Origin of the sequence: Rhizobium sp. Leaf341 (assembly GCF_001424325.1) — a bacterium.
In the GTDB taxonomy this organism is placed as follows: domain Bacteria; phylum Pseudomonadota; class Alphaproteobacteria; order Rhizobiales; family Rhizobiaceae; genus Ferranicluibacter.
The window spans coordinates 257,285-283,339 of record NZ_LMPE01000016.1 but is presented as its reverse complement, the minus strand read 5'-3'; the positions used below and the strand labels follow the sequence as shown (position 1 = coordinate 283,339).

Genomic DNA, 26,055 nt, shown 5'->3' with positions numbered 1-26,055 from the left:
TTCGCTATCCGCGAAGGCGGCCGGACCGTCGGCGCCGGCATCGTGGCTTCGATCGTCGAGTAATCAGCGGCTAGGCCGTTGACCTAGCAGGGACCGGGCGCTAACAACCCGGTTCCTGCGCTTTTTGACAAGACGCGGCCGACCGTAACAATTGAAGATTTGGCGTATGGCCAGTTGCCCATACGAAAAAAAGGACTAGTCGAATGAACGGCCAGAATATCCGCATCCGCCTCAAGGCGTTTGATCACCGGATCCTCGATGCCTCCACGCGCGAAATCGTGTCGACGGCCAAGCGTACGGGCGCCAGCGTCCGTGGCCCCGTGCCGCTTCCCACGCGTATCGAAAAGTTCACGGTCAACCGGTCGCCCCACGTCGACAAGAAGAGCCGCGAACAGTTCGAGATGCGCACGCACAAGCGTCTTCTCGATATCGTCGACCCGACCCCGCAGACGGTCGACGCCCTGATGAAGCTCGATCTGGCCGCCGGCGTCGACGTCGAGATCAAGCTCTAAAGGCCCCTCCCGGAACGCTTCGGACCGGGTGGATATAACAAGGAAGGTACGTGGACATTCCGTCCAACGACTTCCAGAAACGGGTGACCAATGGCGCGAATGCCGGATGGAAGCCTTGAACAAAGAGGCTGAAGGGGTTTCCCCCGACAGGGACTCTGAAGAGGAATGAACCGATGCGTTCAGGTGTGATTGCACAGAAAGTGGGAATGACCCGGGTCTACAACGACGCCGGCGAGCACATTCCAGTGACCGTGTTGCGGATGGAAAACTGCCAGGTGGTAGGCCAGCGCACGGAAGAAAAGAACGGCTACGTCGCCGTGCAGCTCGGCGCAGGCCAGGCCAAGGTCAAGAACACGCCCAAGGCGATGCGCGGCCACTTCGCCGCTGCAAACGTCGAGCCGAAGGCCAAGCTTGTCGAGTTTCGCGTAACGTCCGAAAACCTGATCGATGTCGGCTCTGAGCTGACGGCGAGCCACTTCGTCACGGGCCAGCTCGTCGACGTGACCGGCACCTCGATCGGTAAGGGCTTTGCCGGCGCCATGAAGCGCCACAACTTCGGCGGTCTGCGTGCCACGCACGGCGTTTCGGTCTCGCACCGTTCGCATGGTTCGACTGGTTCCAACCAGGATCCGGGCCGCGTCTGGAAGGGCAAGCGCATGGCTGGTCACATGGGCCAGACGCGCATCACCACCCAGAACCTCGAAGTCGTATCCACCGATGAAGACCGCGGTCTGATCCTCGTCAAGGGTGCCGTCCCCGGCTCCAAGGGCTCCTGGATCGTCGTCCGCGACGCCATCAAGGCCGGCATCCCGGAAAACGCTCCGCGTCCGGCCGGCGTCCGCGCAGCAGCACATGAGGGAGCCGAATAATGGATCTCACCGTCACCACACTGGATGGTAAGGACGCAGGCACGGTTTCCCTGTCCGACGCCATCTTTGGCCTGGACGTTCGCCAGGACCTGATCGCCCGCGTCATCCGCTGGCAGCTCGCCAAGAAGCAGCAGGGCACGCACAAGACCCTGACGCGCGGCGAAGTCTCCCGTACGGGCGCCAAGATGTACAAGCAGAAGGGTACGGGCCGCGCTCGTCACCATTCGGCACGCGCTCCGCAGTTCCGCGGCGGCGGCAAGGCTCACGGCCCGGTCACCCGCAGCCACGAGCACGACCTTCCCAAGAAGGTTCGCGCGCTCGGCCTGCGTCACGCCCTGTCTGCCAAGATGAAGGCCGACGAGCTGATCATCGTGGACAGCCTGGTCGCGGCTGAAGCCAAGACGAAGGCCCTGTCCGGTGCGTTTGCATCGCTCGGCCTGACCAACGCCCTCATCATCGGCGGCGCCGAGCTGGACAACAACTTCAAGCTCGCTGCCAAGAACATCCCCAACGTGGACGTTCTGCCGATCCAGGGCATCAACGTTTACGACATTCTGCGCCGCGGCAAGCTTGTGCTTTCCAAGGATGCGATCGAGGCTCTGGAGGAGCGGTTCAAGTGACGGATCTTCGCCATTATGATGTGATCCTCTCTCCGTCGATCACCGAAAAGTCCACGCTGGTTTCTGAACAGAACCAGATCATCTTCAACGTCGCCAAGGATGCGTCGAAGCCTGAGATCAAGGCTGCCATCGAAGCTCTGTTCGGCGTCAAGGTCACGGCAGTGAACACGCTTCTCCGCAAGGGCAAGCTCAAGCGCTTCCGCGGCTTCGCTGGCCGGCAGCGGGATGTCAAGAAGGCGATCGTCACACTTGCTGACGGTCAGTCCATCGACGTCTCCACCGGACTCTAAAGGTTAAACCCAGAGCGGTTTCATAACCCCCGGGTAAGGACCCAAAAGGGAACAAGAAAATGGCATTGAAAAGTTTCAATCCGACGACCCCGAGCCAGCGTCAGCTGGTCATCGTCGACCGGTCCTCGCTCTACAAGGGCAAGCCGGTCAAGGCGCTGACACAGGGTCTCACCAAGAGCGGTGGGCGTAACAACCTCGGCCGCATCACCGCCCGCTTCATCGGTGGCGGTCACAAGCGGACCTATCGCCTGATCGACTTCAAGCGTCGCAAGTTCGACGTGGACGGTACGGTCGAGCGTCTGGAATACGACCCGAACCGGACGGCCTTCATCGCGCTGATCAAGTACGACGACGGCACGCAGGCCTACATCATTGCGCCGCAGCGCCTCGCCGTCGGTGACAAGGTCATCGCTTCGGAGAAGGCTGTCGACGTCAAGCCCGGCAACACCATGCCGCTGCAGTTCATCCCGGTCGGCTCCATCATCCACAATGTGGAAATGAAGCCCGGCAAGGGTGGCCAGATGGCCCGTTCGGCAGGCACCTACGTGCAGCTAGTCGGTCGCGACCAGGGCATGGCGATCCTGCGCCTGAACTCGGGCGAACAGCGCCTCGTTCATGCGTCCTGCCTGGCCTCCATCGGCGCCGTGTCCAACCCGGACCACGGCAACATCAACGACGGCAAGGCCGGTCGCACCCGCTGGCGCGGTAAGACCCCGCATAACCGCGGCGTCGTCATGAACCCGGTCGACCACCCGCACGGCGGTGGCGAAGGCCGCACCTCGGGCGGCCGTCATCCGGTAACGCCGTGGGGCAAGCCGACCAAGGGCAAGCGCACGCGTTCGAACAAGTCGACCGACAAGTTCATCATGCGTTCGCGCCACCAGCGCAAGAAGTAAGAAGAGGTAGTCACAAATGGCTCGTTCAGTATGGAAAGGTCCGTTCGTCGACGGCTATCTTCTCAAGAAGGCTGAGAAGGTTCGCGAAGGCGGGCGCAATGAGGTCATCAAGATGTGGAGCCGTCGCTCCACGATCTTGCCGCAGTTCGTCGGTCTGACCTTTGGCGTCTACAACGGTTCCAAGCATGTTCCCGTCAGTGTCAATGAAGACATGGTCGGTCACAAGTTCGGTGAATTCTCTCCGACCCGGACCTACTACGGTCACGGTGCGGACAAGAAGGCAAAGAGGAAGTAACGATGGGCAAGGCAAAAGCCGAACGTCGGCTGGCGGATAATGAGGCGCAGGCTGTTGCGCGCACGATCCGCGTCAGCCCCCAGAAGCTCAACCTCGTTGCTGCGATGATCCGCGGCAAGAAGGTCGACCGCGCTCTGGCCGAACTTGAATTCTCCCGCAAGCGCATTGCCGGCACGGTCAGGAAGACCCTGGAATCGGCGATCGCAAACGCCGAGAACAACCACGACCTCGACGTCGACTCGCTCGTCGTCGCGGAAGCTTTCGTTGGCAAGTCGATGGTGATGAAGCGCTTCCACGCCCGTGGTCGCGGCCGTGCATCGCGGATCGAAAAGCCGTTTGCGCACTTGACGATCGTTGTTCGTGAAGTGGAAGCCAAAGGGGAGGCCGCATAATGGGCCAGAAAATTAATCCAATCGGTTTCCGTCTCGGTATCAACCGGACCTGGGATAGCCGTTGGTTCGCCGACAATGCCGAATACGGCAAGCTGCTGCACGAAGACCTGAAGATCCGCAAGTATCTGATGGACGAACTCAAGCAGGCCGGTATCTCGAAGGTCGTCATCGAGCGTCCGCACAAGAAGTGCCGCGTCACGATCCACTCGGCTCGCCCGGGCCTGATCATCGGCAAGAAGGGCGCAGACATCGAAAAGCTGCGTCGCAAGCTGTCGGAGATGACGAACTCGGAAACGCACCTCAACATCGTTGAAGTGCGCAAGCCGGAAGTCGACGCGACGCTCGTCGCACAGTCGATCGCCCAGCAGCTCGAGCGCCGTGTGGCTTTCCGCCGCGCGATGAAGCGTTCGGTTCAGTCGGCCATGCGTCTGGGTGCCGAAGGCATCAAGATCACCTGCGCCGGCCGCCTGGGTGGCGCCGAAATCGCTCGGACGGAATGGTACCGCGAAGGTCGCGTTCCGCTTCACACGCTCCGCGCCGACATCGACTACGGTGTTGCCGAAGCTGTGACGGCATTCGGCATCTGCGGCATCAAGGTCTGGATCTTCAAGGGCGAAATCCTTGAGCACGATCCGATGGCCTCCGAGCGCCGTGCGAGCGAGAGTGACAGTCAGGGTAGTGGCGGACGTGATCGCGATCGCGATCGTGATCGCCGTCGTGAAAACGCGTAACAGTCGCGTTTGGCAGCCAATATCGGAGAATTAAAAAAATGTTGCAGCCAAAGCGTACGAAGTATCGCAAGCAATTCAAGGGCCGCATCAAGGGCGTAGCCAAGGGCGGGTCTGATCTCGCTTTCGGCGAATTCGGCCTGAAGTCCCTCGAACCGAACCGCGTCAATGCGCGCGAGATCGAAGCGGCCCGCCGCGCGATCACGCGTCACATGAAGCGTGCCGGCCGCGTTTGGATCCGCGTATTCCCGGACGTTCCGGTTACCGCGAAGCCGACCGAAGTCCGCATGGGTAAGGGTAAGGGCTCCGTCGAATACTGGGCGTGCAAGGTCAAGCCTGGTCGTATGATGTTCGAGATCGATGGCGTCAACGAGGAGCTCGCACGCGAAGCCCTTCGTCTTGGTGCTGCGAAGCTCTCCGTCAAGACGCGCTTCGTACAGCGCATTGCGGAGTAAGGAGAAGCCCCATGAAAGCCAATGACGTTCGGGCGCTCAGCGCCGACCAGCTCAACGACGAGCTTGCCAAGCTGAAGAAGGAGCAGTTTAACCTGCGCTTCCAGAAGGCGACCGGCCAGCTTGAAAAGTCGTCGCGCATCAACGAGGTCCGCAAGGACATCGCGCGCATCAAAACCATTGCCCGCCAGAAGGCGGCAGAAGCCAAGGCCTAAGGACCAAGAAAAATGCCGAAACGCATTCTGCAGGGCACCGTCGTCTCCGACAAGAACGAGAAGACCGTCGTCGTACGGGTCGAGCGTCGCTTTGCGCACCCGATCCTCCAGAAGACCGTCCGTCGCTCCAAGAAGTACAAGGCGCACGACGAGAAGAACCAGTTTAAGGTCGGCGACCTCGTTTCCATTCAGGAATGCGCGCCGATTTCCAAGGACAAGTGCTGGACGGTCATTTCCGCCCAGGCTTAAGCGAACAGACAGATCGTCGATTGCGCCGCGCAGTGTCGTCAGGACACGGATGCGCGGCGTCTTCGTACCATCGGACAGGGTCCCGCTTCTGGTCGAAATGGCCAGGGTTTCGGACCTCGCCCCTTGTAATCGGCGAGAATCTCTGTATGAAGCAGCCACGGAACGCTCGGGGTTACGAGCGTTCTTTTGCTTTGAGCGCACGGAAGGTCCTGTTTTCAGGAAACCACCCTGGCAAGATCGATCCCGCGCTGTCGCATCATGTCCCGCCCGTTTCTCTCAAGAGGCGAGGGACTGGGAATGCCATTGAAAGCATTGTGGCGTGCCGCCCTTCGCAAGAGGGTGCAGCGCGCCGCATGCAAATTTTCATAAGCCGGAACAGGGGGCTCTCTTTCACGATGAGGAGATCCCAACCGGTCCGGTCACAACAAGAAGGCGACCTGACATGATTCAGATGCAAACAAACCTCGACGTGGCGGATAATTCCGGCGCACGTCGTGTCATGTGCATCAAGGTGCTGGGCGGCTCCAAGCGCAAGTATGCTTCCGTGGGCGACGTCATCGTCGTTTCCATCAAGGAAGCCATCCCGCGCGGCCGCGTCAAGAAGGGCGATGTGATGAAGGCGGTCGTCGTACGCACCGCCAAGGACATCCGCCGTCCGGACGGCAGCGTCATCCGCTTCGATAACAACGCAGCCGTTCTTATCGACAACAAGAAAGAGCCGATCGGCACCCGTATCTTCGGACCGGTTCCGCGCGAGCTTCGCGCCAAGAACCACATGAAGATCATCTCGCTGGCTCCAGAAGTACTGTAAGGGGCGATTAGAGATGAACAAGATTCGTAAGGGCGACAAGGTCGTCGTACTCGCCGGCAAGGACAAGGGCCAGACCGGCGAAGTCATCCAGGTCATGCCGAAGGAAGACAAGGCTGTCGTGCGTGGCGTCAACATGGTGAAGCGTCACCAGCGCCAGACCCAGAGCCAGGAAGCCGGCATCATCAACAAAGAAGCCCCGATCCACCTGTCGAATATCGCGATCGCTGACACGGACGGCAAGCCGACCCGCGTCGGTTTCCGCATCGATGGCGACAAGAAGGTTCGCGTGGCCAAGCGTTCGGGAGATGTTATCTGATGGCTGACACCAAGACCTATGAGCCGCGGCTCAAGAGCGAATACGTCGCTCGCATTCGTCCGGCGCTCCGGGAGAAGTTCTCCTACGCCAACGAGATGATGATCCCCAAGCTGGACAAGATCGTCATCAACATGGGTGTGGGCGAAGCCACCGGCGACTCGAAGAAGCCTTCGATCGCAGCGGCCGACCTTGCAGCGATCGCCGGCCAGAAGCCGGTCGTCACCAAGGCCCGCACCTCCATCGCCGGCTTCAAGCTGCGCGAAGACATGCCGATCGGCGCGAAGGTCACCCTGCGCGGCGCCCGCATGTATGAATTTCTGGACCGCCTGATCAACATCGCGCTCCCGCGCGTTCGCGACTTCCGCGGCCTGAACCCGAAGTCCTTCGACGGCCGTGGCAACTTCGCCATGGGCGTGAAGGAACACATTGTGTTCCCTGAGATCAACTACGACAAGGTCGATCAGATGTGGGGCATGGACATCATCGTTTGCACGACGGCCACGACGGACGACGAAGCGCGGGCTCTGCTCACAGAGTTCAACTTCCCGTTCCGCCAGTAAGCCGTAACGACAAGCAGAAGGATTACGTTTCATGGCGAAAACGAGCGCAGTTGAAAAGAACAAGCGCCGCCGCAAGCTGGTCACCCAGCAGGCCTCCAAGCGGGCCGAGCTGAAGGCGACCATCATGAACCAGTCTCTTCCGATCGAAGAGCGGTTCAAGGCAACTCTGAAACTGGCAAGCCTGCCGCGTGATGGGTCGAAGACCCGCGTTCGCAACCGTTGCGAAGTCACCGGCCGTCCGCGCGCCTACTACCGGAAGCTCAAGATGTCCCGTATCGCCCTGCGCGAACTGGGCAACTTCGGCAAGATCCCGGGTATCGTGAAGTCGAGCTGGTAAGGAGACGGGCAAATGACAATGACTGATCCCTTGGGCGATATGCTCACCCGTATCCGTAACGGCGCTGCACGCCGCAAGACGAACGTGACGACGCCGGCTTCCAAGCTGCGTGCACGCGTTCTCGACGTGCTGCAGTCGGAAGGCTACATCCGCGGCTATTCCGAAGTCGATTTCGACAACGGCAAGTCCGAGCTCAACATCGAGCTGAAGTACTACGAAGGCGCATCGGTGATCCGTGAGATCGGCCGCGTGTCCAAGCCGGGCCGCCGGGTCTATGTCTCGGTCAAGTCCATCCCGCAGGTCGCGAACGGTCTCGGCATCACCATCCTTTCGACTCCGAAGGGTGTGATGGCCGATCACCAGGCTCGTGAACAGAACGTCGGCGGCGAGGTTCTCTGCTCCGTATTCTAATACGGATCAGGGACCTCCAGAACGAACAGACAGGATTGAAACATGTCTCGTATCGGTAAAAAGCCCGTTCAGGTTCCCGCTGGTGTCACCGCGACTGTCGATGGACAGAAGGTGACGGCCAAGGGCCCGAAGGGCGAACTCTTCTTCGTTGCGAACGACGAAGTCTCCGTCAAGCTGGAAGACAACGCTGTTGTCGTCGAGCCTGTCAGCCAGTCCAAGGACGCTCGTTCCAAGTGGGGCATGTCCCGCACGATGGTCGAGAACATCCTGAAGGGCGTGAAGGACGGCTTCGAGCGCAAGCTCGAAATCAACGGCGTCGGTTATCGTGCGGCCCTGCAGGGCAAGAACCTGCAGCTGGCGCTCGGCTTCAGCCATGACGTCGTCTACCAGACGCCGGAAGGCATCACGATCGCTGTTCCCAAGCCGACGGAAATCGTCGTTTCGGGCATCAACAAGCAGCAGGTCGGCCAGGTGGCCGCAGAGATTCGCGAATATCGTGGCCCCGAGCCCTACAAGGGCAAGGGCGTCAAGTACGCGAACGAGCGGATCATCCGCAAAGAAGGCAAGAAGAAGTAAGGATCACGCGAAATGGCTAGCAGGAAAGATAATCTTGTACGTCGCGCTTCGCGCGTTCGTCGTCAAATCAAGGCGGTCGCGAACGGCCGTCCGCGCCTGTCGGTTCATCGCTCGTCGAAGAACATCTACGCACAGGTCATCGACGATGTCGCCGGCACGACGCTGGCGTCCGCTTCGACGCTCGACACCGGTCTGCGCACGTCTCTGAAGACGGGCGCTGACACGGCGGCAGCTGCTGCCGTCGGCAAGCTCCTTGCGGAGCGTGCATCCGAAGCCGGCGTCAAGGACGTCGTCTTCGATCGTGGCGCCTTCATCTATCACGGCCGTATCAAGGCCCTGGCTGAAGCCGCCCGCGAAGGTGGCCTCAACTTCTAAGGTCGAGGAGGAAGGCCGACCCGGCTTTCCGAATCTGACGAAGCGAAGTAAGGCTCCCATTTCCACGACGGGCCGGCCCGGTACATCCGGGCCGAAGCCGTGTCGGGAATTCGCCGTACTCTCGACCGATCGAGGGGCGGCACCGATCAATCTGCCGATTGCACCCGGAAAAGAAAAAGGAAAAGGACAATGGCACAAGAAAGAAGAGGTTCTCGCGATGACCGCCAGAACCGCGAAGAGCGCGACAGCGAATTCGTCGACAAGCTCGTAGCAATCAACCGCGTCGCCAAGGTGGTGAAGGGCGGCCGTCGTTTCGGCTTTGCTGCTCTCGTCGTCGTCGGCGACCAGAAGGGCCGCGTCGGCTTCGGTCATGGCAAGGCGCGCGAAGTGCCGGAAGCCATCCGCAAGGCGACGGAAGCTGCCAAGCGCGAGCTGATCTTCGTCCCGCTGCGCTCGGGCCGTACCCTGCATCACGACGTTCACGGTCGCCACGGCGCCGGCAAGGTCCTGCTGCGTTCGGCCAAGGCCGGTACCGGCATCATCGCCGGCGGTCCGATGCGCGCCGTTTTCGAAACGCTCGGCATGCATGACGTCGTTGCCAAGTCGACCGGTTCGTCCAACCCGTACAACATGATCCGCGCCACCTTCGATGCTCTGAAGAACCAGATGCACCCGAAGGACATCGCGGCACAGCGCGGCCTCAAGTTCGCCACGCTGCAGGCCCGTCGCGAAGCGGCTGGCGTCACGTCGGAAGAATAAGGGAGTCCGTACGATGGCCACTGAAACCACCGGTAAGACGGTTACTGTCGAGCAGATCGGCAGCCCCATCCGCCGCCCCGCCGTACAGCGCGCAACGCTGATCGGCCTGGGTCTCAACAAGATGCACCGGGTGCGCACGCTGGAAGACACACCTTCCGTTCGCGGCATGATCCGGTCCGTCCAGCACCTCGTCCGCGTTATCGACGAGAAGTGAGGGAGATACCATCATGAAGCTGAATGAAATCAAGGACAACGAAGGCTCGACCCACGCGCGCAAGCGTTTGGGCCGTGGTATCGGCTCCGGTTCCGGCAAGACGGCCGGCCGGGGTGTCAAGGGTCAGAAGGCCCGGTCCGGCGTCGCGATCAACGGTTTTGAAGGCGGTCAGATGCCGATCTACCGTCGCCTGCCGAAGCGCGGTTTCAACAACATCTTCCGTTCGGATTTTGTTGTCGTGTCGCTCGCTCGCATCCAGACGGCCATCGACGCCAAGAAGCTCGACGCTTCCGCGACGATCGACGCCGCTGCTCTGAAGGCTGCCGGCATCATCCGCCGTGCACGCGATGGCGTTCGCGTTCTCTCGGACGGCGAACTGACGGGCAAGGTCACCATCGAAGTGGCCGGTGCCTCGCAGTCCGCGATCGAGAAGATCGAAAAGGCCGGCGGCTCCATCAAGCTGCTGTCTGCCAAGCCTGTCGCTGCCAGCGAATAATCTTGAAGTCGAACCGCCCGGAGTGTTACACACCGGGCGGTTTATTGCGTCTGGAGGACGCGCGCACGGCGCGGGCAGGACGACGAAGGCAGGGGAGAGGGGTCGGTTGGTCCGCATCTCCAAGCTGGACGGGAAGGGCAGGGAGCGGCATTCGTGAGCGGATGCGGCCTGCACTCCAAGAGATCGACAAGCGCATGATCGCCGACGGACAAGAATCGGTTCCAGGGGTCGTGCAGAAACGTAATTCAAGCTTTTCCGGAGTCGGCCGGGTCTGACGCCGCGGGTTCGGAACTGGCTACGCGGAGAATCGCATGGCTTCTGCAGCGGAACAGCTCGCCTCCAATCTCAATTTCAAAACATTTGCGAAAGCAGAGGACCTCAAGAAGCGTCTCTGGTTTACGCTGGGCGCGCTGCTGGTTTACCGGCTCGGCACCTATATTCCGCTTCCGGGCCTCAACCCCGACGCGTTCGCCCAGGCCTTCCAGGGGCAGAGCGGCGGCATTCTCGGGCTTTTCAACATGTTTTCCGGCGGCGCGGTCTCGCGCATGGCGATCTTCGCGCTCGGGATCATGCCCTATATCTCCGCATCCATCATCGTTCAGCTGATGACCTCGGTCGTCCCCTCGCTGGAGCAGCTGAAGAAGGAAGGCGAACAGGGCCGGAAGATCATCAACCAGTACACGCGCTACGGGACGGTGCTCCTGGGCCTGCTGCAGGCTTACGGCATCGCAGTCGGGCTTGAGAGTGGCAACGGTCTCGTGAACGATCCAGGCTGGTTCTTCCGCATCTCCACGGTCATCTCGCTGCTGGGCGGCACGATGTTCCTGATGTGGCTCGGCGAACAGATCACGTCCCGCGGGATCGGCAACGGCATTTCGCTCATCATCTTCGCTGGGATCGTCGCGCATCTGCCGACCGCGCTTGCCGGCACGCTGGAGCTCGGCCGGACGGGTGCGCTCTCGACGCCGCTGATTCTCGGCATCATCATCATGGTGGTCGCTGTCATCGCGCTCATCGTCTTCGTCGAGCGAGCGCAGCGTCGCCTCCTGATCCAGTACCCGAAGCGCCAGGTCGGCAATCGGATGTTCCAGGGCGACACGTCGCACCTGCCGCTGAAGCTGAACACGGCCGGCGTCATCCCGGCGATCTTCGCGTCGTCCCTTCTGCTGCTTCCCGCAACGCTGGCCGGCTTCGCCAACAGCGCGACGCTTCCTGCCTGGGCGACGACGATCGTCGGCTCGCTGGCGCACGGCCAGCCGCTCTACATGGTCCTTTATGCGGCCATGATCGCCTTCTTCGCGTTCTTCTACACCGCGATCGTCTTCAATCCGAAGGATACGGCCGACAATCTGAAGAAGCACGGCGGCTTCATCCTCGGCATCCGTCCGGGTGAGCGCACGGCGGAGTACATCGACTTCGTCCTCACGCGCATCACGGTGATCGGCGCGATCTACCTGATCTTCGTCTGCATTCTTCCGGAATTCGTCATCGCCCAGACCGGCGTTCCGTTCTACCTTGGTGGTACGTCGCTTTTGATTGTTGTCAGCGTGACGCTTGATACTGTAGCACAGATACAGGGTCATCTGATCGCTCAGCAGTATGAGGGGCTGATCAAGAAGTCGAAGTTGCGTGGAGGGAAGAGGGGCCGATGAGACTGATATTTTTAGGACCGCCCGGGGCCGGCAAAGGGACGCAGGCCAAGCTTCTGGTGGATCGCTTCGGCATTCCCCAGTTGTCGACCGGTGACATGCTGCGGGCCGCCGTTGCCGAGGGCAGCGACGTCGGCAAGCGCGCAAAGGCCGTCATGGACGCGGGCCAGCTCGTGTCGGACGAGATCGTGAACGAGATCGTCTCGGACCGCATCGACGCCGAAGACTGCGCCCATGGCTTCATTCTCGACGGCTACCCGCGGACGGTCCCGCAGGCCGTTGCACTCGGCCGGATGCTCGAGGAGAAGGGCCTGAAGCTCGATGCCGTTATCGAGCTGAAGGTCGACGAGGAGGCGCTCCTTCGGCGCATCGAGAACCGAGTCGCTGAAACACTGGCCGCCGGCGGTAAAGTTCGCTCGGACGACAATCCGGAATCGGTTAAGAAGCGTCTTGTCGAATATCGCGAGAAGACGGCGCCGCTTTCGCAGCATTACGCAAGGACCGGAGAGCTGAAGACGCTTGACGGGATGGCGCCGGTCGAAACAGTGACGCGACAGATCAACGCGATTCTTGCTTCGGCAGCAGCCGAAGTTTGACGATACCGGGCGCAACGCCTTGTTGGACAAGAAAAGGACTGGCCGGGAGTTGACTTTTCCGGCCGATTCCGTCTAAAGACCGCGCTAACTCGCAACATGCAGGGGAATGGCGCGGATTTCACGAGTGAAGTCCGGGCTGGGCTTTTGTCCCGTGTTCCGAACGAAAATTGAAACTGACGGCTATTCAAGGCTGCATAGAAGCACCTATTGCCGGATGGCAACTGGAAGCAAGGAGAACAGACGTGGCTCGTATCGCTGGCGTCAACATCCCGACGGCAAAGCGCGTTGTTATCGCGCTGACCTACATTCACGGGATCGGACCGAAATTCGCACAGGAAATCGTCGAGAAGGTCGGTATTCCGGCTGAACGCCGCGTGCATCAGCTCACGGATGCTGAAGTTCTTCAGATCCGCGAAGCCATCGACCGCGAATACCAGGTCGAAGGCGACCTGCGTCGCGAAACGTCGATGAACATCAAGCGCCTGATGGACCTCGGCTGCTACCGCGGCCTGCGTCATCGTCGTTCGCTGCCCGTCCGCGGCCAGCGCACGCACACCAATGCCCGTACCCGCAAGGGCCCGGCAAAGGCGATTGCTGGCAAGAAGAAATAATCTCCCGGAAACGGGGGTGAGGAGGCTGGTGCGAAGCACCGGCCTCTTTTTGGTATGTCGAAGACGGCTTGTGCCGTCGTTCGGTGGAGCTGCTGGAAATACGGCAGCGATGATATCGCCGCGATGCCGAGCCTCTCCCGAGATGCTCCGGCGTCGCTGATGAAAGTGGGGAGCAGGGCTCCCCGGTGTAGCCGCTGGAATTACGGCGGTGCAGAGATCCGTGAAAGGGTAAACATGGCCAAGGAAGCCACACGCGTACGTCGTCGCGAACGCAAGAATATCTCGACGGGCGTCGCCCACGTGAACTCGTCGTTCAACAACACGATGATCACCATCACCGATGCGCAGGGCAATGCCATTGCATGGTCGTCGGCCGGCTCGAAGGGCTTCAAGGGCTCGCGCAAGTCGACGCCGTTTGCCGCGCAGATCGCCGCCGAAGATGCTGCCAAGAAGGCGCAGGAACACGGCATGAAGACGCTGGAAGTCGAAGTCACCGGCCCGGGCTCCGGTCGTGAATCGGCTCTGCGCGCCCTGCAGGCCGCCGGGTTCATGATCACGTCCATCCGTGACGTGACGCCGATCCCGCACAATGGCTGCCGTCCGCGCAAGAAGCGCCGCGTCTGATACGCATTCGTCATCAGGTCCGGCGGGAGATCGCTCTCGCCGGCGCTTCAGGGCTCCGTTGCCACGAATGGATGGTGGCAACGAACGGAAGGCAAAACATATGATTCAGAAAAACTGGCAGGAACTGATCAAGCCGAACAAGGTCGAGTTCACGTCTTCCGGTCGCACCAAGGTCAGCCTTGTCGCGGAACCGCTCGAGCGTGGCTTCGGTCTGACCCTCGGCAACGCGCTGCGTCGCGTTCTCCTCTCCTCGCTCCGCGGGGCCGCCGTTACGGCCGTGCAGATCGACGGCGTTCTGCATGAATTCTCTTCGATCCCGGGCGTTCGCGAAGATGTCACCGACATCGTCCTGAACATCAAGGAAATCGCCATCAAGATGGACGGCGACGATGCCAAGCGCATGGTCGTTCGCAAGCAGGGCCCGGGTGTGGTCACGGCTGGCGACATCCAGACGGTCGGCGACATCGAGATCCTGAACCCCAACCACGTGATCTGCACGCTCGACGAGGGCGCGGAGATCCGCATGGAGTTCACGGTCAACAACGGCAAGGGCTATGTTCCGGCGGATCGCAACCGTTCGGAAGATGCACCGATCGGCCTCATCCCCGTCGACAGCCTCTACTCGCCGGTCAAGAAAGTGTCCTACAAGGTGGAAAACACCCGTGAAGGCCAGGTTCTCGACTACGACAAGCTGTCAATGACGATCGAGACCGATGGTTCCGTGACCGGTGAAGATGCCGTTGCTTTCGCAGCACGTATCCTTCAGGACCAGCTCGGCGTCTTCGTCAATTTCGACGAGCCGCAGAAGGAAGCCGAAGAGGAAGCCGTTACCGAACTCGCGTTCAACCCGGCGCTTCTCAAGAAGGTGGACGAGCTCGAACTGTCCGTTCGTTCGGCAAACTGCCTGAAGAACGACAACATCGTCTACATCGGCGACCTCATTCAGAAGACGGAAGCCGAAATGCTCCGGACTCCGAACTTCGGCCGCAAGTCGCTGAACGAAATCAAGGAAGTTCTCGCTTCCATGGGTCTGCACCTCGGCATGGAAGTGCCTGCATGGCCGCCCGAGAACATCGAAGATCTCGCAAAGCGCTACGAAGACCAGTATTGATCGCGGCATGAGGATCAATGTGAAGCGGTTGTCCGCTCGCATTCCGCGATGTGAAAAATAGACAAGGCAGGTCAAAACTCTGCCTTTCCCCGTCAAACAGCAGGCCCGGCGAGCGATTGCGTGGTGCCTGTATGTGCCAGGAAACGGCAGGTCCTCCAGAGAGAGCGACACCTGCATAAAGGAGAATAGCCATGCGCCACCAGAAAGCCGGCCGCAAGCTGAACCGTACCGCCAGCCACCGCAAGGCGATGTTCGCCAACATGGCGGCTTCGCTGATCCAGCACGAGCAGATCATCACGACTCTGCCCAAGGCCAAGGAAATCCGTCCGATCGTCGAAAAGCTCGTCACGCTCGGCAAGCGCGGCGACCTGCACGCCCGTCGTCAGGCCATCTCGCAGATCCGTGACGTCACGGTCGTTGCCAAGCTGTTCGACGCCATTGCCACGCGGTATGCGACGCGCAACGGCGGCTACCTTCGCATCATGAAAGCCGGTTACCGTCAGGGCGACAACGCTGCGATTGCGGTCATCGAATTCGTCGATCGCGACGTCGATGCCAAGGGCGCAGCCGACAAGGCCCGCGTCGCCGCCGAAGCGGACGCCGCCGAAGCAGCCTGATTCTGCAGGACGAGCACTTCAAGACAGCCGGGCGAAAGTCCGGCTGTTTTCGTTTCAGCCACCCGGTTTGAGGCTTGGGCTTGGGGCCTTGGGGCTTGGGGCTCGAGCCTGGACAGGGAAGGGCCGGGCGTGCGGCGCGGTGTGGCCAGCGCCATGTTTTTGCCGAACACGACGGCTTTGCTTTCCGGCCGTATCATCCTATTTCTCCACGACAAGCCTGTTACACCTGCATCAAGGGTTCCCCATGCGCCGCTCGCCATTGTCGCTCGTCCTGTCCGGCATTGCCGGCCTCGTCATCATCATGTTTTTGGCGCACTTCGTGGCGCCCACGGACCTGAGCGAGGCCCATACGGCCGTCGATCAGGTCAAGACGAGTGCGGTGGCCGCTCCGGTGGCGGGCGCGAGCAGCGAACGCCCGGCCACTGCGAAAGCGGTTCCCGAAAACCGCGCGGAAATGCAGATGTCCTTCTCGCCGCTCGTCAAGCAGACGGCGAATGCGGTCGTCAATGTCTACGCGGAAAAACTGGTCGAAAGCCGCTCGCCGCTGGCGGACGATCCGTTCCTGCAACAGTTCTTCGGCCAGCGCATGCCGAACCGGTCCGAGAAGCAGTCGTCGCTGGGCTCGGGCGTGATTGTCGGAGCGGATGGTATCGTCGTCACCAACAACCACGTGATCGAGGGGGCTGACGATATCAAGGTCGCGCTTGCGGACGGACGCGAATTCGAATCAAAGGTTGTTCTGAAGGACGACCGGCTGGACCTCGCCGTTCTCAAGATCGAGGGAAGTACGCCGTTCCAGACCATCCCGCTCGGCGATTCGGACAGCGTTGAGGTCGGCGATCTCGTTCTTGCGATCGGCAACCCCTTCGGCGTCGGGCAGACGGTCACGAGTGGCATCGTATCGGCGCTGGCGCGCAATCAGGTGACGCCGGGCAGCGATTTCGGCTTTTTCATTCAGACCGATGCGGCCATCAATCCGGGCAATTCGGGCGGGGGGCTGATCGACATGAAGGGAGAGCTGATCGGGATCAATACGGCCATCTTCTCGCGTGGCGGAGGCTCGAACGGCGTCGGCTTCGCCATTCCGGCAAATCTGGTGAAGGTTTTCATCGAATCTGCAAAAGGTGGGACCGGCAGTTTCATTCGTCCGTTTATCGGCGCGAGCTTCGAACCCGTCACCTCGGAAGTTGCCGAGGCGCTCGGACTGGATCGAGCGCGGGGCGCGCTCGTCAGTTCGGTGATCGAGGGCGGACCGGCGGAGAAGGCCGGCATTCGTCCAGGCGAAGTCGTGACGACCGTGAACGGGATTGCGGTCGAACATCCCGACGCGCTCGGGTATCGGCTGACCACGGTTGGGATCGGCAAGGACGCGCGTCTGAGCGTGGCGAACAACGGCAAGGTGCGTGAGGTCACATTGCGGCTGGAGCGTGCGCCGGAGACAGCGCCCCGGGATGAACGGCTGATCGAGGGCCGCACGCCGTTTGCCGGTGCTGTGGTCGGCAACCTGTCGCCCCGTCTCGCCGACGAGCTTCACATGCCCGCGACCTCGGAAGGCGTCGTGATCACCGCCGTCAATCGCGGCTCGCCCGCCGCCCGCGTCGGCTTTGCGCCGAAGGATATCATTGTTGCCGTGAATGGCGTGCCGATCGACAAGACGGAGACGCTCGTCAAGGCAACGTCGGACGATCCGGCCTTCTGGCGCGTGGAGATCGAGCGCGACGGACAGCGGATCCGCCAGTTCTTCCGATGAGCGACCTCTTCGCGCCGAACGAGCCTCAGGAGCTCCAGGCCCGGCGCCCGCTTGCCGACCGGCTGAGGCCGCAGACACTGGCGGACGTTACGGGCCAGCCGCATCTGACAGGAGAAGACGGCGCGTTGCGGCGGATGATCGATTCGGGTTCGCTGGGCTCGATGATCTTCTGGGGGCCGCCCGGAACGGGAAAGACCACCGTTGCGCGGCTCTTGTCCGGTGAGACCGGTCTCGCCTTCGAGCAGATATCCGCAATCTTCTCGGGCGTCGCCGATCTCAAGAAAGTGTTCGAGATGGCGCGGACGCGGCGCATGTCCGGTCGCCAGACGCTGCTTTTCGTGGACGAGATCCATCGGTTCAACCGGGCCCAGCAGGATAGTTTCCTGCCCGTCATGGAAGACGGAACCATCATCCTCGTCGGTGCCACCACGGAAAACCCGTCCTTCGAGCTGAATGCGGCGCTGCTTTCCCGCGCACGCGTGCTGACCTTCCGGTCCCATGACGAGAACAGCCTGCGCGAACTTCTGGCGCGGGCGGAGACGACCGAAGCAAGGCCCCTGCCGCTCGATGAGGAGGCGCGCACAAGCCTGGTCCGCATGGCGGACGGAGACGGGCGGGCCGCGTTGACGCTGGCCGAGGAGGTCTGGCGTGCGGCGCGGAAGGACGAGATCTTCGACGTGGCAGGGCTGCAGGAGGTCGTCCAGCGCCGGGCACCGGTCTACGACAAGGGGCAGGACGGGCACTACAATCTGATCTCTGCGCTCCACAAGGCCGTGCGGGGCTCCGATCCCGATGCGGCTCTCTATTACCTCTGCCGGATGTTCGATGCCGGGGAGGATCCGCTCTATCTCGGGCGGCGTCTCGTGCGCATGGCGGTGGAGGATATCGGCCTTGCGGATCCCCAGGCGCTTGTCGTCTGCAATGCCGCAAAGGATGCCTACGATTATCTCGGCTCGCCGGAAGGCGAGCTTGCGCTGGCGCAGGCCTGCGTCTACCTCGCGACGGCCCCGAAATCGAATGCCGTCTACACGGCCTACAAGGCCGCGATGCGCGCCGCAAAGCAGAATGGGTCGCTGCTGCCGCCCAAGCACATCCTGAATGCGCCCACGAAGCTGATGAAGGGGGAGGGCTATGGGGATGGCTATCGTTACGATCACGACGAGCCCGATGCCTTCTCCGGTCAGGATTACTTTCCCGAGAAGATGGGGCGGCAGACCTTCTACGATCCGCCGGAACGGGGTTTTGAGCGGGACATCCGCAAGCGGCTCGATTGGTGGGAGAAGCTGCGCAAGGAGCGCGGCGGCGAGCGCTGATCGTTGCCAGGCCGGGCAGGGTATGGCATGAGGGGGCGCGGACGACCGCGACATCGTTTCATCCATGCGGGGACGGCCTCGCTCCTCACAGGAGTGATCTCCATGGCCTGGTTTTTTCTGTTTCTCGCCGGACTGTTCGAAATCGGATGGGCGATCGGCCTGAAATACACCGAGGGTTTCTCGAAACCGCTGCCCACCATCTTCACCATTGCCGCCATGGTTGCGAGCGTCGTGCTCCTCGGCGTGGCGCTGCGGACACTGCCGCTCGGCACGGCCTATGCGATCTGGACCGGGATCGGCACGGTCGGCACCGTCATTCTCGGCATCGTCCTGTTTGCCGAGCCGGCGACCGCGGTTCGGCTCGGCTGCATCGGCTTGATCGTCGCAGGCATAGCCGGGCTCAAGCTGACGGCGTGAGCGTCAATCGCGCCTGAGCGAATCGAGAACGGCGCTGGCCGCCTGCATGTCGCGCCAGCGCAGCTCGCGCCGCTGGAACGCTTCGTCATCGGTGCCCCAATGCTCGATCTGCCAGTCCTCGTCGAGATGCGCAAGCGCCCAGGCCTCGTCGACGCCGAGGCGGCGCTCGGCAATGGCGAGCGGCAGTATCGCGGAGCCCGTCAGCGTGGTCATGGCGTGGAGGGCCGAAAGCGCGATCGGTGTCTGGTAGGCCTCCAACGCACGGGCGAAAGCGGAGATCGCGGCCTGCGGCTGGCTCTGATGCATCACGCCCTCGGCCAGGATGAAATGCGCCCCGAACGTCTCTGCCATCCAGCGGAGGATCGGATCCCATTGCGCCTGCTGGCGGGCCACGAGGCCCTCCGGCTGGTCGGCGCGGTAGCAGAGCATATCCGTGCCCGAGAAGGTGAGGATGTCGTCGAAGACGCCGCGAATGTCCTTCGACACGCCATCGAGCGCGCTGTTGACAAGACGCGTGACCGGCATGGTGCCGGGATCGATGTTCTCGACCTGCGCCTCCCACTCCGCGGCCAGATACTCGGCCAGCCTCCTCGTCGGTACGACAAGCGCCTGCTTGGCGGGGGTCTTCACCGGCCGCCCGTCGAGCAGGATGGCGAAGCTGTCGTCCTCGGCGGGGCCGATCGAAACGTCCTTGTAGAATCGTTTCGGCAACGGCTTCAGCATCTGGATCTGCGCGCGGCGGACAGGATCGGGATCGCTGAACGTGTTCGTGAATTCGTCGCGGATATCAGGCATGCGCAGTCTCCAGCAAGGCAAGAATATCGTCCGGCGTCTCGACGATATGATCCGCGCCGGCGGCAAGGAGGGCGCTTGTCGGGGCATAGCCCCAGGAAACGCCGATTGCCGTGGCGCCGGCACTCTTTGCCATCTGCATATCGTAAATCGCATCACCGATGACAAGCGTATCGCCGGGGGCGAAACCGGCCTCCGCGCAGCATTCGGTGACCATGGCGGGGTGCGGCTTGGAAAGGCAGTCGTCCGCCGTGCGCGAAACCCTGAAGTCGAAGCCGTGCGCCGTGCGGATCATATCCAGCCCGCGGCGCGATTTCCCCGTGACCGCGCCGATGACCAGATCCGGCCGTCGTGCCAGTGTCTGCATCAGGGCGGCGATGCCGGCAAACGGCTGTTCCGAGAGGCCAGCGGCACGGACATCCGCGTAGATGGCCTTGTAGTGGGCCGTCATCGCAAGCGCCCGGTCGTCGACATGCGGTTCGCCAGTCAGCCTGGCAATCGCGATGTCGAGAGTGAGGCCGATGATCGACTTCGTTTCTTCCAGAGAGGGCGGCACGCGGTCGAACGCCTGAAACGTCTGTGCCATCGTCGCATGGATCACGCCGGCACTATCGACCAGAGTGCCGTCGCAATCGAACAGGACGAGCTGCATCAGTCCTCTCCGGCGTTGGCCATGTCGAAACCGAAGAGGTTCCACGTCTGGACCATATGCTGGGGCATCGGGGCGGTGATGGTCAAACGCCCGCCATCGGGATGCGGGATGTCGATCCTGCGCGCATGCAGATGCAGGCGGTTCTGGACTCCGCTCGGGAAATTCCAGCTGGGCGCGTCGTCGAAATACTTGGGGTCGCCGAGGATCGGGTGACCGATATGCAGGGCGTGGACGCGCAGCTGATGGGTTCGGCCGGTATAGGGCTCCATCTCCAGCCAGGCAAAGTTCTGGCCCGCCTGCTCGAGCACCCGGTAGTAGGAAATCGCATGATCTGCGCCATCGTCGCCGTGGCGGGCAATGCGCATTCGATCACCGTCCGGCGTCTGCTCCTTGACGAGCCAGCTCGATACCTTGTCCTCCCGCTTGCGCGGAACGCCCTTGACCAGCGACCAGTAGGTCTTCTTCGTGTCGCGTTCGCGAAAGGCTGCCGTCAGCTTCTGCGCGGCGCCGCGGGTGCGTGCGACGACCAGCACGCCGGACGTGTCCCGATCGAGCCGGTGCACGAGGCGCGGCTTTTCACCCTTCGGACTGGTCCAGGCCTCCAGCATCTGGTCGATATGCCGGTTAAGACCGGACCCGCCCTGCACGGCGATGCCCGGTGGCTTGTTGAGCACGATGACCTTGGCGTCTTCATGCAACAGCATGCGCGACAGCAGCTCGTGGTCGGAAGAGTGCTTCAGGTCATGGTTCGGGATCGGCCCGGACTTGCGGTTTTCATCGACGTCCATCGGCGGAATGCGGATCGACTGGCCGGCTTCCACGCGAAAGTCGGATTTCACACGGCCGCCATTGACGCGGACCTGGCCCGAGCGCAGCAACTTCTGCAGCGGCCCGAAGCCGAGGCCGGGATAGTGCACCTTGAACCAGCGATCGAGGCGCATGCCGTTTTCATCGGCTTCCACCGTCTTGTGCTCGATACCCGCCATGTCCTGGTCTTTCGTCCTCGGCGGTCAAAGCCCGCCTTCCATCATCGTCGTCTAGCGCCCGCTTTAGACGATTGCGCGCATCAGGGCCAGACCTGCGACGACGCCAAGCCCGGAAAGGACGAGGCTGGCGGCAATATAGACGATGGCAGACGGCCATTGCCCCTGTTCGGCCAGCATCGCGGCATCGAGCGAAAAGGCCGAGAAGGTGGTGTAGCCCCCGAGAACGCCGGTCACGAGAAAGAGGCGCAACTCGGGCGAGGCTCCCCATCGCCGGGCGATGATTTCGGAGAATACGCCGATCAGAAACGAGCCGGTGACGTTGACGAACAGTGTGCCCCAGGGAAAGCCGGTTCCCATCAGCCGAGCACAGACGAGGCCCGAAAGATAGCGGAGCACGGAGCCGACGGCCCCGCCGAGAGCAACCAGAAGAACGTTCACCACCGGCCCCCGCGCGCTTGCTGCCCCGACGACGGACAAACGCCCTGTGCGCTCTCCTGCTTCATGCGAGGCGCTCCGCATGCCAACGCAGATGATCGTCCATGAAAGTGGAAATGAAGTAGTAGGAGTGGTCGTAACGCTCCTGCATCCGCAGCGTCAGGGCAATACCCGTCCCCTTGACGGCCTCCTCGAAGAGATGCGGGCGCAGTCCGCTGTCGAGAAACCCGTCCGCCGTTCCCTGGTCGATCAGGAATTCCGGGAATCGAGCGCCGTCCTCGACCAGCGCGCATGCGTCGTAGGCGCGCCAGGCGGCTTTGTCGGTGCCCAGGTATTTTTCAAACGCGCCCATCGACCAATCGGCCGTCGATGGCTGGACGATGGGGGCAAAGGCGGAGCAGCTCTTGAAGCGATCCGGGTTCTTCAGTGCGAGCGTCAGGGCGCCGTGACCGCCCATCGAGTGACCGAAGATGGCCTGGCGGTTCATGTCGGCACGGAACTGCGCGGCAATCAGCGCCGGGAGTTCCTGCGTGATGTAGGTTTCCATCCGGTAGTGCCGCGCCCAGGGTTCCTCGGTCGCATCGAGATAGAAGCCGGCGCCCTTGCCCATCTGCCAGTTGGCGGCCTCGTCTGCAACGTCGTCGCCGCGGGGACTGGTATCCGGGCAGACGATGATCAGGCCGAGCTCTGCGGCAAGCCGGCGATATTCGCCCTTCTCCATCACGTTGGCATGGCTGCAGGTCAGGCCGGACAGATACCAGACGACCGGACAGGGCTGGCTGACCGCCTGCGGCGGCACGAAGACGGCAAAGGTCATATCGCAAGCACAGGCGTCGGACCGATGCGCGTAGACGCCTTGCATGCCGCCGAAGGCGATGTTCTGGGACAGGACGTTCATGACAGATTCCTTTTGGGCATGGCGGACAATACGTCAGAGCAGGGCGACCGCGGCGTTGACCGCCACGGCGATGAGCACGGTGTTGAAGAAGTAGGAAACGACGGCGTGGAGCAGATTGATCTTCCGCATGGCCGTGGTGTTGATCGCCACATCCGAGGTTTGCGCGGTCATGCCGATGACGAAGGAAAAATAGAGAAAGTCGAAGATGCCCGGCATGTCCGTTCCCGGAAAGTCGAGGCCGCGGCGATCGCCATCCTGCCCCGTGCCGTCTTCGGCAAGGTCGGGGCTCCAGTAGCGGTGGGCATAGTGGATAGCGGCCATCGTGTGGACCGTCAGCCAGCCGAGCGCGACCGAGGCGAAGGCGAGGATCTGCTCGGGAAGAGGCGCGCCATCCTTCTCGTTGAGCGCCTGAAACAGGGACGCGAGGCAGATCACGACGGCGGCCAGGGTGACGCCGAGGATCACGAACTCCGGCTCGTCGGTGCCTGCCGCATTCTCTTTCAGAAAGGCGCCGCTGAGCTTGGGCACGCGGATCGCGATCATCACGAGATAGACGAGAAAGAAGAGAACGGCCGCAAGCTCGATGCCGAATCGCTCGCCGTGGAGAAGGCCGAGCGGTAGCGACAGAGCGGCAGCCATCGCACCGAGCGAGAACGGAAGATGTCGCCGCGGAATGAGCCCGCTCCGTGCACCGGCCATGGCCTCAGGCCTGTTTCGCGCGCCGGCACAGCCGGTCGAGGGTTTCCAGAAAAGCGGAGCGGTCGCGGGCGGTGAAGGCGGCATTGAAGCCCCGGCTTTCGCCCGTTTCCCGCAGATGGGCGCCGAGATCCCGCATGGCCGTCGCCATGCCGATGTTGGCGACATCGAACACGCGGCCTGTCGGCCCCGTGACGAGCGCACCCTTGGCGACGCACCGTCCCGCGAGCGGCACATCGGCGGTGATGACCACGTCGCCGGGCCCGGCCCGTTCCGCGATCCAGTCGTCCGCCGCATCGAAGCCGGACGACACGACGACATGCGTCACCATGGGGTCGCGCGACGGACGAAGCCCGGAATTGGCGACGAGCGTGACCGGCAGGTCATGCCGTTCGGCAACCTTCAGGATTTCCGGCTTGACCGGGCAGGCATCGGCATCGACGTAGATCACGCGACCTCTCCGGAAACGGGCGACGCGCGCCGTGCCATGTCGACATGCGGGATGCCGTCTTCGACATACTCGGCGGACGTCTCCTCAAAGCCGAAGCTCGCATAGAAGGCCCGCAGATGGCTCTGTGCGGACAGCGCGATCGGCGCGCCTCCAAAGGCGGTCTCACAGGCGGAGATCGCCTCCCGCATGAGCGCGTGGCCGAGGTGCTTGCCGCGATGGTCAGGCGAAACGACCACGCGGCCGATGCGGGCCGGCGTCTGCGCATCCGCGGGCGGCTGCAGCCGGGCGGACGCGAGGAGCACACCGTCGTCGACAAGGCGCAGATGCAGTGCGGATGCATCTTTGCCGTCGAGTTCCGGATAGGGGCATGTCTGCTCCACCACGAAGACGTCGACGCGCAGCTTCAGCAGGGCATAGAGGTCGGTCGCCGACAGGGCGTCCATCGTCCGCAGATCGACCTCGTAGCGCGTGTCCGTCATCAATAGATCACGACGCTGCGGATGCTCTCGCCGGCATGCATCAGGTCGAAGCCCCGGTTGATGTCCTCGAGCGGCATCGTGTGGGTGATCATCGGATCGATCTGGATCTTGCCCTCCATGTACCACTCGACGATCTTCGGCACGTCCGTGCGGCCGCGGGCGCCGCCGAAGGCCGTGCCCATCCAGTTGCGGCCGGTCACGAGCTGGAAGGGCCGGGTGGAGATTTCCTGACCCGCGCCGGCAACGCCGATGATGACGGACTTGCCCCAACCGCGGTGAGAGGACTCGAGCGCCTGGCGCATGACCTTGGTGTTGCCGGTGCAGTCGAAGGTATAATCGGCGCCACCGATCGTGTCGCCGTTGCGCTTCGTCATGTTGACGAGATAGGGCACGATGTCGTCGCCGACCTCTTTCGGATTGACGAAGTGCGTCATGCCGAATTTCTCGCCCCAGGCCTTGCGGTCATTGTTGATGTCGACACCGATGATCATGTCTGCGCCGGCAAGCCGCAGGCCCTGCAGGACGTTCAGTCCGATACCGCCGAGGCCGAAGACGATGGCCGTCGAGCCGATCTCGACCTTCGCCGTGTTGATGACGGCGCCGATGCCTGTCGTCACACCGCAGCCGATGTAGCAGATCTTGTCGAAGGGGGCGTCCGGATTCACCTTGGCGAGCGCAATTTCCGGCAGGACGGTGAAGTTCGCGAAGGTGGAGCAGCCCATGTAGTGGAAGATCTTGTCCTTGCCGATGGAGAAACGCGAGGTGCCGTCCGGCATCAGGCCCTGGCCCTGCGTGGCGCGGATCGAGGTGCAGAGATTGGTCTTGCGGGACAGGCAGGAATAGCACTCCCGGCATTCCGGCGTGTAAAGCGGAATGACGTGATCGCCCTTTTTCAGCGACGTCACGCCCGGACCGACATCCACCACGATGCCGGCACCCTCGTGGCCGAGAATGGCAGGGAACAGGCCCTCTGGATCGGCGCCCGAGAGGGTGAACTCGTCGGTGTGGCAGATGCCGGTCGCCTTGATTTCGACGAGGACTTCGCCGGCACGCGGACCCTCCAGTTGCACGGTCATGATTTCGAGGGGTTTGCCAGCCTGAACGGCAAGGGCAGCGCGAACGTCCATGAAATGTCTCCTGGATCCAAAGCTCTTGAGGGGGCGCAGCGCCGGATGTCCGGCCTGCATGATTCGATATGTCTGTTCAGATACCCTTTAGGGCACGGCGAAGCGAGGTCTCAAGCGCGTCGATCGCCTTTCCCGCCTGCGCGTGCAGCCGTCTTGCGCTGGCGAGTTCCTCGATCAGGGCCTGTGCGGCTGAAGGAGACAGCGTGACGCCGAACGGCTCCGCGATCCCGGCCGTCAGCCACAGCGACGTGACGCCAAGAAGATCCGCGAGCAAGGCAAGCGTCTCCCCCTCGGGCGCGCTCCTGTCGCGCTCCCAGTCGGAGACCGTATCCGGCGGGACCCCTAGACGCTCGGCGAGATCGTCGAGGCTGAGGTTGAGCGCGCCGCGCGCGCGGAAAAGACGGCCGCCCGGCGTATCCGTATCGTGCGGCTGCCGCAGCATGGCCATCATGCCGTCAGTCGATGGGCGCATGGCGCT

40 protein-coding genes and 1 pseudogene are annotated in these 26,055 nt (G+C 62.3%); 31 read left to right on the top strand and 10 right to left on the bottom strand.

Annotated elements, in window-relative coordinates:
• From ASG03_RS21850 to sugE, 31 genes and pseudogenes are all read left to right on the top strand, one after another.
• Positions 1–63: pseudogene (locus tag ASG03_RS21850) on the top strand (elongation factor Tu); the annotation flags it as partial.
• A gap of 140 nt (positions 64–203) precedes the next feature.
• A complete protein-coding gene (gene rpsJ, locus ASG03_RS20865) occupies positions 204–512 on the top strand; it encodes a 30S ribosomal protein S10 (protein WP_003507767.1) in 309 nt (102 codons plus the stop codon).
• A 173-nt stretch (positions 513–685) separates the two neighbouring features.
• The gene (gene rplC / locus ASG03_RS20860; protein WP_062468299.1) at positions 686–1,381 is read left to right on the top strand and encodes a 50S ribosomal protein L3; all 696 of its coding nucleotides are present in this window, start codon (positions 686–688) and stop codon (positions 1,379–1,381) included.
• Positions 1,381–2,001, top strand: coding sequence for a 50S ribosomal protein L4 (gene rplD, locus ASG03_RS20855; protein WP_062468298.1), 621 nt, complete (start codon positions 1,381–1,383; stop codon positions 1,999–2,001). Before rplC ends, rplD begins: the two co-directional genes overlap by 1 nt.
• Positions 1,998–2,291, top strand: coding sequence for a 50S ribosomal protein L23 (locus ASG03_RS20850; RefSeq protein WP_062468296.1), 294 nt, complete (start codon positions 1,998–2,000; stop codon positions 2,289–2,291). Before rplD ends, ASG03_RS20850 begins: the two co-directional genes overlap by 4 nt.
• 59 nt (positions 2,292–2,350) lie before the next feature.
• The gene (rplB, locus tag ASG03_RS20845; RefSeq protein WP_062468294.1) at positions 2,351–3,187 is read left to right on the top strand and encodes a 50S ribosomal protein L2; all 837 of its coding nucleotides are present in this window, start codon (positions 2,351–2,353) and stop codon (positions 3,185–3,187) included.
• A gap of 16 nt (positions 3,188–3,203) precedes the next feature.
• Positions 3,204–3,482: a 30S ribosomal protein S19 gene (gene rpsS / locus ASG03_RS20840; RefSeq protein ID WP_056335754.1), complete on the top strand. Its 279-nt coding sequence runs from the start codon at positions 3,204–3,206 to the stop codon at positions 3,480–3,482.
• Between the two features lie 2 nt (positions 3,483–3,484).
• Positions 3,485–3,874, top strand: a complete 390-nt coding sequence (gene rplV / locus ASG03_RS20835; RefSeq protein ID WP_062468292.1) for a 50S ribosomal protein L22 — start codon at positions 3,485–3,487, stop codon at positions 3,872–3,874.
• On the top strand, positions 3,874–4,605 hold the full coding sequence (gene rpsC, locus ASG03_RS20830; RefSeq protein ID WP_062468290.1) for a 30S ribosomal protein S3: 732 nt from the start codon (positions 3,874–3,876) through the stop codon (positions 4,603–4,605). Before rplV ends, rpsC begins: the two co-directional genes overlap by 1 nt.
• A gap of 38 nt (positions 4,606–4,643) precedes the next feature.
• Positions 4,644–5,057: a 50S ribosomal protein L16 gene (gene rplP / locus ASG03_RS20825; RefSeq protein WP_062601052.1), complete on the top strand. Its 414-nt coding sequence runs from the start codon at positions 4,644–4,646 to the stop codon at positions 5,055–5,057.
• Between the two features lie 11 nt (positions 5,058–5,068).
• A complete protein-coding gene (gene rpmC / locus ASG03_RS20820) occupies positions 5,069–5,269 on the top strand; it encodes a 50S ribosomal protein L29 (RefSeq protein WP_062468286.1) in 201 nt (66 codons plus the stop codon).
• 12 nt (positions 5,270–5,281) lie between these two features.
• Complete coding sequence (rpsQ, locus tag ASG03_RS20815) at positions 5,282–5,518, top strand: 30S ribosomal protein S17 (RefSeq protein WP_062468284.1); 237 nt, start codon at positions 5,282–5,284, stop codon at positions 5,516–5,518.
• Positions 5,519–5,960: 442 nt separating this feature from the next.
• On the top strand, positions 5,961–6,329 hold the full coding sequence (rplN, locus tag ASG03_RS20810; RefSeq protein ID WP_062468282.1) for a 50S ribosomal protein L14: 369 nt from the start codon (positions 5,961–5,963) through the stop codon (positions 6,327–6,329).
• 13 nt (positions 6,330–6,342) lie between these two features.
• The gene (rplX, locus tag ASG03_RS20805; protein WP_062468281.1) at positions 6,343–6,645 is read left to right on the top strand and encodes a 50S ribosomal protein L24; all 303 of its coding nucleotides are present in this window, start codon (positions 6,343–6,345) and stop codon (positions 6,643–6,645) included.
• Complete coding sequence (gene rplE / locus ASG03_RS20800) at positions 6,645–7,205, top strand: 50S ribosomal protein L5 (protein ID WP_062468278.1); 561 nt, start codon at positions 6,645–6,647, stop codon at positions 7,203–7,205. The genes rplX and rplE overlap by 1 nt, the downstream gene beginning before the upstream one ends.
• A 31-nt stretch (positions 7,206–7,236) precedes the next feature.
• Positions 7,237–7,542 carry a 30S ribosomal protein S14 gene (rpsN, locus tag ASG03_RS20795; RefSeq protein ID WP_062468276.1) on the top strand — a complete coding sequence of 102 codons (306 nt, stop codon included), beginning with the start codon at positions 7,237–7,239 and terminating at the stop codon, positions 7,540–7,542.
• Positions 7,543–7,554: 12 nt separating this feature from the next.
• Positions 7,555–7,953: a 30S ribosomal protein S8 gene (rpsH, locus tag ASG03_RS20790; RefSeq protein ID WP_062468274.1), complete on the top strand. Its 399-nt coding sequence runs from the start codon at positions 7,555–7,557 to the stop codon at positions 7,951–7,953.
• Between the two features lie 42 nt (positions 7,954–7,995).
• Positions 7,996–8,529 carry a 50S ribosomal protein L6 gene (gene rplF / locus ASG03_RS20785; RefSeq protein WP_062468272.1) on the top strand — a complete coding sequence of 178 codons (534 nt, stop codon included), beginning with the start codon at positions 7,996–7,998 and terminating at the stop codon, positions 8,527–8,529.
• Positions 8,530–8,541: 12 nt separating this feature from the next.
• A complete protein-coding gene (gene rplR, locus ASG03_RS20780) occupies positions 8,542–8,904 on the top strand; it encodes a 50S ribosomal protein L18 (protein ID WP_062468270.1) in 363 nt (120 codons plus the stop codon).
• Between the two features lie 189 nt (positions 8,905–9,093).
• The gene (gene rpsE / locus ASG03_RS20775; RefSeq protein ID WP_062468268.1) at positions 9,094–9,663 is read left to right on the top strand and encodes a 30S ribosomal protein S5; all 570 of its coding nucleotides are present in this window, start codon (positions 9,094–9,096) and stop codon (positions 9,661–9,663) included.
• 13 nt (positions 9,664–9,676) lie between these two features.
• Positions 9,677–9,877, top strand: a complete 201-nt coding sequence (gene rpmD, locus ASG03_RS20770; RefSeq protein WP_062468266.1) for a 50S ribosomal protein L30 — start codon at positions 9,677–9,679, stop codon at positions 9,875–9,877.
• A gap of 13 nt (positions 9,878–9,890) precedes the next feature.
• Complete coding sequence (rplO, locus tag ASG03_RS20765) at positions 9,891–10,373, top strand: 50S ribosomal protein L15 (protein ID WP_062468264.1); 483 nt, start codon at positions 9,891–9,893, stop codon at positions 10,371–10,373.
• Positions 10,374–10,684: 311 nt separating this feature from the next.
• Positions 10,685–12,025 carry a preprotein translocase subunit SecY gene (gene secY, locus ASG03_RS20760; protein WP_062468262.1) on the top strand — a complete coding sequence of 447 codons (1,341 nt, stop codon included), beginning with the start codon at positions 10,685–10,687 and terminating at the stop codon, positions 12,023–12,025.
• On the top strand, positions 12,022–12,618 hold the full coding sequence (locus tag ASG03_RS20755) for an adenylate kinase (protein WP_062695665.1): 597 nt from the start codon (positions 12,022–12,024) through the stop codon (positions 12,616–12,618). The genes secY and ASG03_RS20755 overlap by 4 nt, the downstream gene beginning before the upstream one ends.
• A 242-nt stretch (positions 12,619–12,860) precedes the next feature.
• Positions 12,861–13,229: a 30S ribosomal protein S13 gene (gene rpsM / locus ASG03_RS20750; RefSeq protein ID WP_062468258.1), complete on the top strand. Its 369-nt coding sequence runs from the start codon at positions 12,861–12,863 to the stop codon at positions 13,227–13,229.
• Between the two features lie 234 nt (positions 13,230–13,463).
• Positions 13,464–13,853 carry a 30S ribosomal protein S11 gene (gene rpsK / locus ASG03_RS20745; RefSeq protein WP_062468256.1) on the top strand — a complete coding sequence of 130 codons (390 nt, stop codon included), beginning with the start codon at positions 13,464–13,466 and terminating at the stop codon, positions 13,851–13,853.
• 100 nt (positions 13,854–13,953) lie between these two features.
• Entirely contained in the window at positions 13,954–14,964 is a 1,011-nt protein-coding gene (locus ASG03_RS20740; RefSeq protein WP_062468254.1) for a DNA-directed RNA polymerase subunit alpha, read from the top strand.
• A 191-nt stretch (positions 14,965–15,155) separates the two neighbouring features.
• The gene (gene rplQ / locus ASG03_RS20735) at positions 15,156–15,581 is read left to right on the top strand and encodes a 50S ribosomal protein L17 (protein WP_062468252.1); all 426 of its coding nucleotides are present in this window, start codon (positions 15,156–15,158) and stop codon (positions 15,579–15,581) included.
• A 244-nt stretch (positions 15,582–15,825) separates the two neighbouring features.
• Entirely contained in the window at positions 15,826–17,331 is a 1,506-nt protein-coding gene (locus tag ASG03_RS20730; protein WP_082475894.1) for a DegQ family serine endoprotease, read from the top strand.
• Entirely contained in the window at positions 17,328–18,644 is a 1,317-nt protein-coding gene (locus ASG03_RS20725; RefSeq protein ID WP_062695664.1) for a replication-associated recombination protein A, read from the top strand. Before ASG03_RS20730 ends, ASG03_RS20725 begins: the two co-directional genes overlap by 4 nt.
• Positions 18,645–18,746: 102 nt before the next feature.
• Complete coding sequence (gene sugE, locus ASG03_RS20720; RefSeq protein WP_062468248.1) at positions 18,747–19,061, top strand: quaternary ammonium compound efflux SMR transporter SugE; 315 nt, start codon at positions 18,747–18,749, stop codon at positions 19,059–19,061.
• Positions 19,062–19,064: 3 nt separating this feature from the next.
• On the opposite strand, the gene ASG03_RS20715 is transcribed toward sugE, so the two are convergent.
• From ASG03_RS20715 to ASG03_RS20670, 10 genes are all read right to left on the bottom strand, one after another.
• Positions 19,065–19,856, bottom strand: coding sequence for an ATP12 family chaperone protein (locus ASG03_RS20715; protein WP_062695661.1), 792 nt, complete (start codon positions 19,854–19,856; stop codon positions 19,065–19,067).
• On the bottom strand, positions 19,849–20,505 hold the full coding sequence (locus ASG03_RS20710) for an HAD-IA family hydrolase (protein ID WP_062695660.1): 657 nt from the start codon (positions 20,503–20,505) through the stop codon (positions 19,849–19,851). Before ASG03_RS20710 ends, ASG03_RS20715 begins: the two co-directional genes overlap by 8 nt.
• A complete protein-coding gene (locus tag ASG03_RS20705) occupies positions 20,505–21,491 on the bottom strand; it encodes an RluA family pseudouridine synthase (protein WP_062468242.1) in 987 nt (328 codons plus the stop codon). Before ASG03_RS20705 ends, ASG03_RS20710 begins: the two co-directional genes overlap by 1 nt.
• A gap of 63 nt (positions 21,492–21,554) precedes the next feature.
• Positions 21,555–21,932, bottom strand: coding sequence for a fluoride efflux transporter CrcB (gene crcB, locus ASG03_RS20700; RefSeq protein ID WP_062695731.1), 378 nt, complete (start codon positions 21,930–21,932; stop codon positions 21,555–21,557).
• Positions 21,933–21,990: 58 nt separating this feature from the next.
• A complete protein-coding gene (gene fghA / locus ASG03_RS20695; protein WP_062695658.1) occupies positions 21,991–22,824 on the bottom strand; it encodes an S-formylglutathione hydrolase in 834 nt (277 codons plus the stop codon).
• Positions 22,825–22,857: 33 nt separating this feature from the next.
• Positions 22,858–23,523, bottom strand: a complete 666-nt coding sequence (locus ASG03_RS20690; protein ID WP_062695656.1) for a DUF1345 domain-containing protein — start codon at positions 23,521–23,523, stop codon at positions 22,858–22,860.
• 4 nt (positions 23,524–23,527) lie between these two features.
• The gene (locus tag ASG03_RS20685) at positions 23,528–23,971 is read right to left on the bottom strand and encodes a YaiI/YqxD family protein (RefSeq protein WP_062468239.1); all 444 of its coding nucleotides are present in this window, start codon (positions 23,969–23,971) and stop codon (positions 23,528–23,530) included.
• Positions 23,968–24,450 (bottom strand): GNAT family N-acetyltransferase, encoded by a 483-nt coding sequence (locus tag ASG03_RS20680; protein WP_062695654.1) that lies wholly within the window; start codon positions 24,448–24,450, stop codon positions 23,968–23,970. The genes ASG03_RS20685 and ASG03_RS20680 overlap by 4 nt, the downstream gene beginning before the upstream one ends.
• Positions 24,450–25,577: an S-(hydroxymethyl)glutathione dehydrogenase/class III alcohol dehydrogenase gene (locus ASG03_RS20675; protein ID WP_062468235.1), complete on the bottom strand. Its 1,128-nt coding sequence runs from the start codon at positions 25,575–25,577 to the stop codon at positions 24,450–24,452. The genes ASG03_RS20680 and ASG03_RS20675 overlap by 1 nt, the downstream gene beginning before the upstream one ends.
• Before the next feature lie 76 nt (positions 25,578–25,653).
• Complete coding sequence (locus tag ASG03_RS20670; RefSeq protein ID WP_062695653.1) at positions 25,654–26,049, bottom strand: helix-turn-helix domain-containing protein; 396 nt, start codon at positions 26,047–26,049, stop codon at positions 25,654–25,656.
• Positions 26,050–26,055 lie beyond the last annotated feature (6 nt).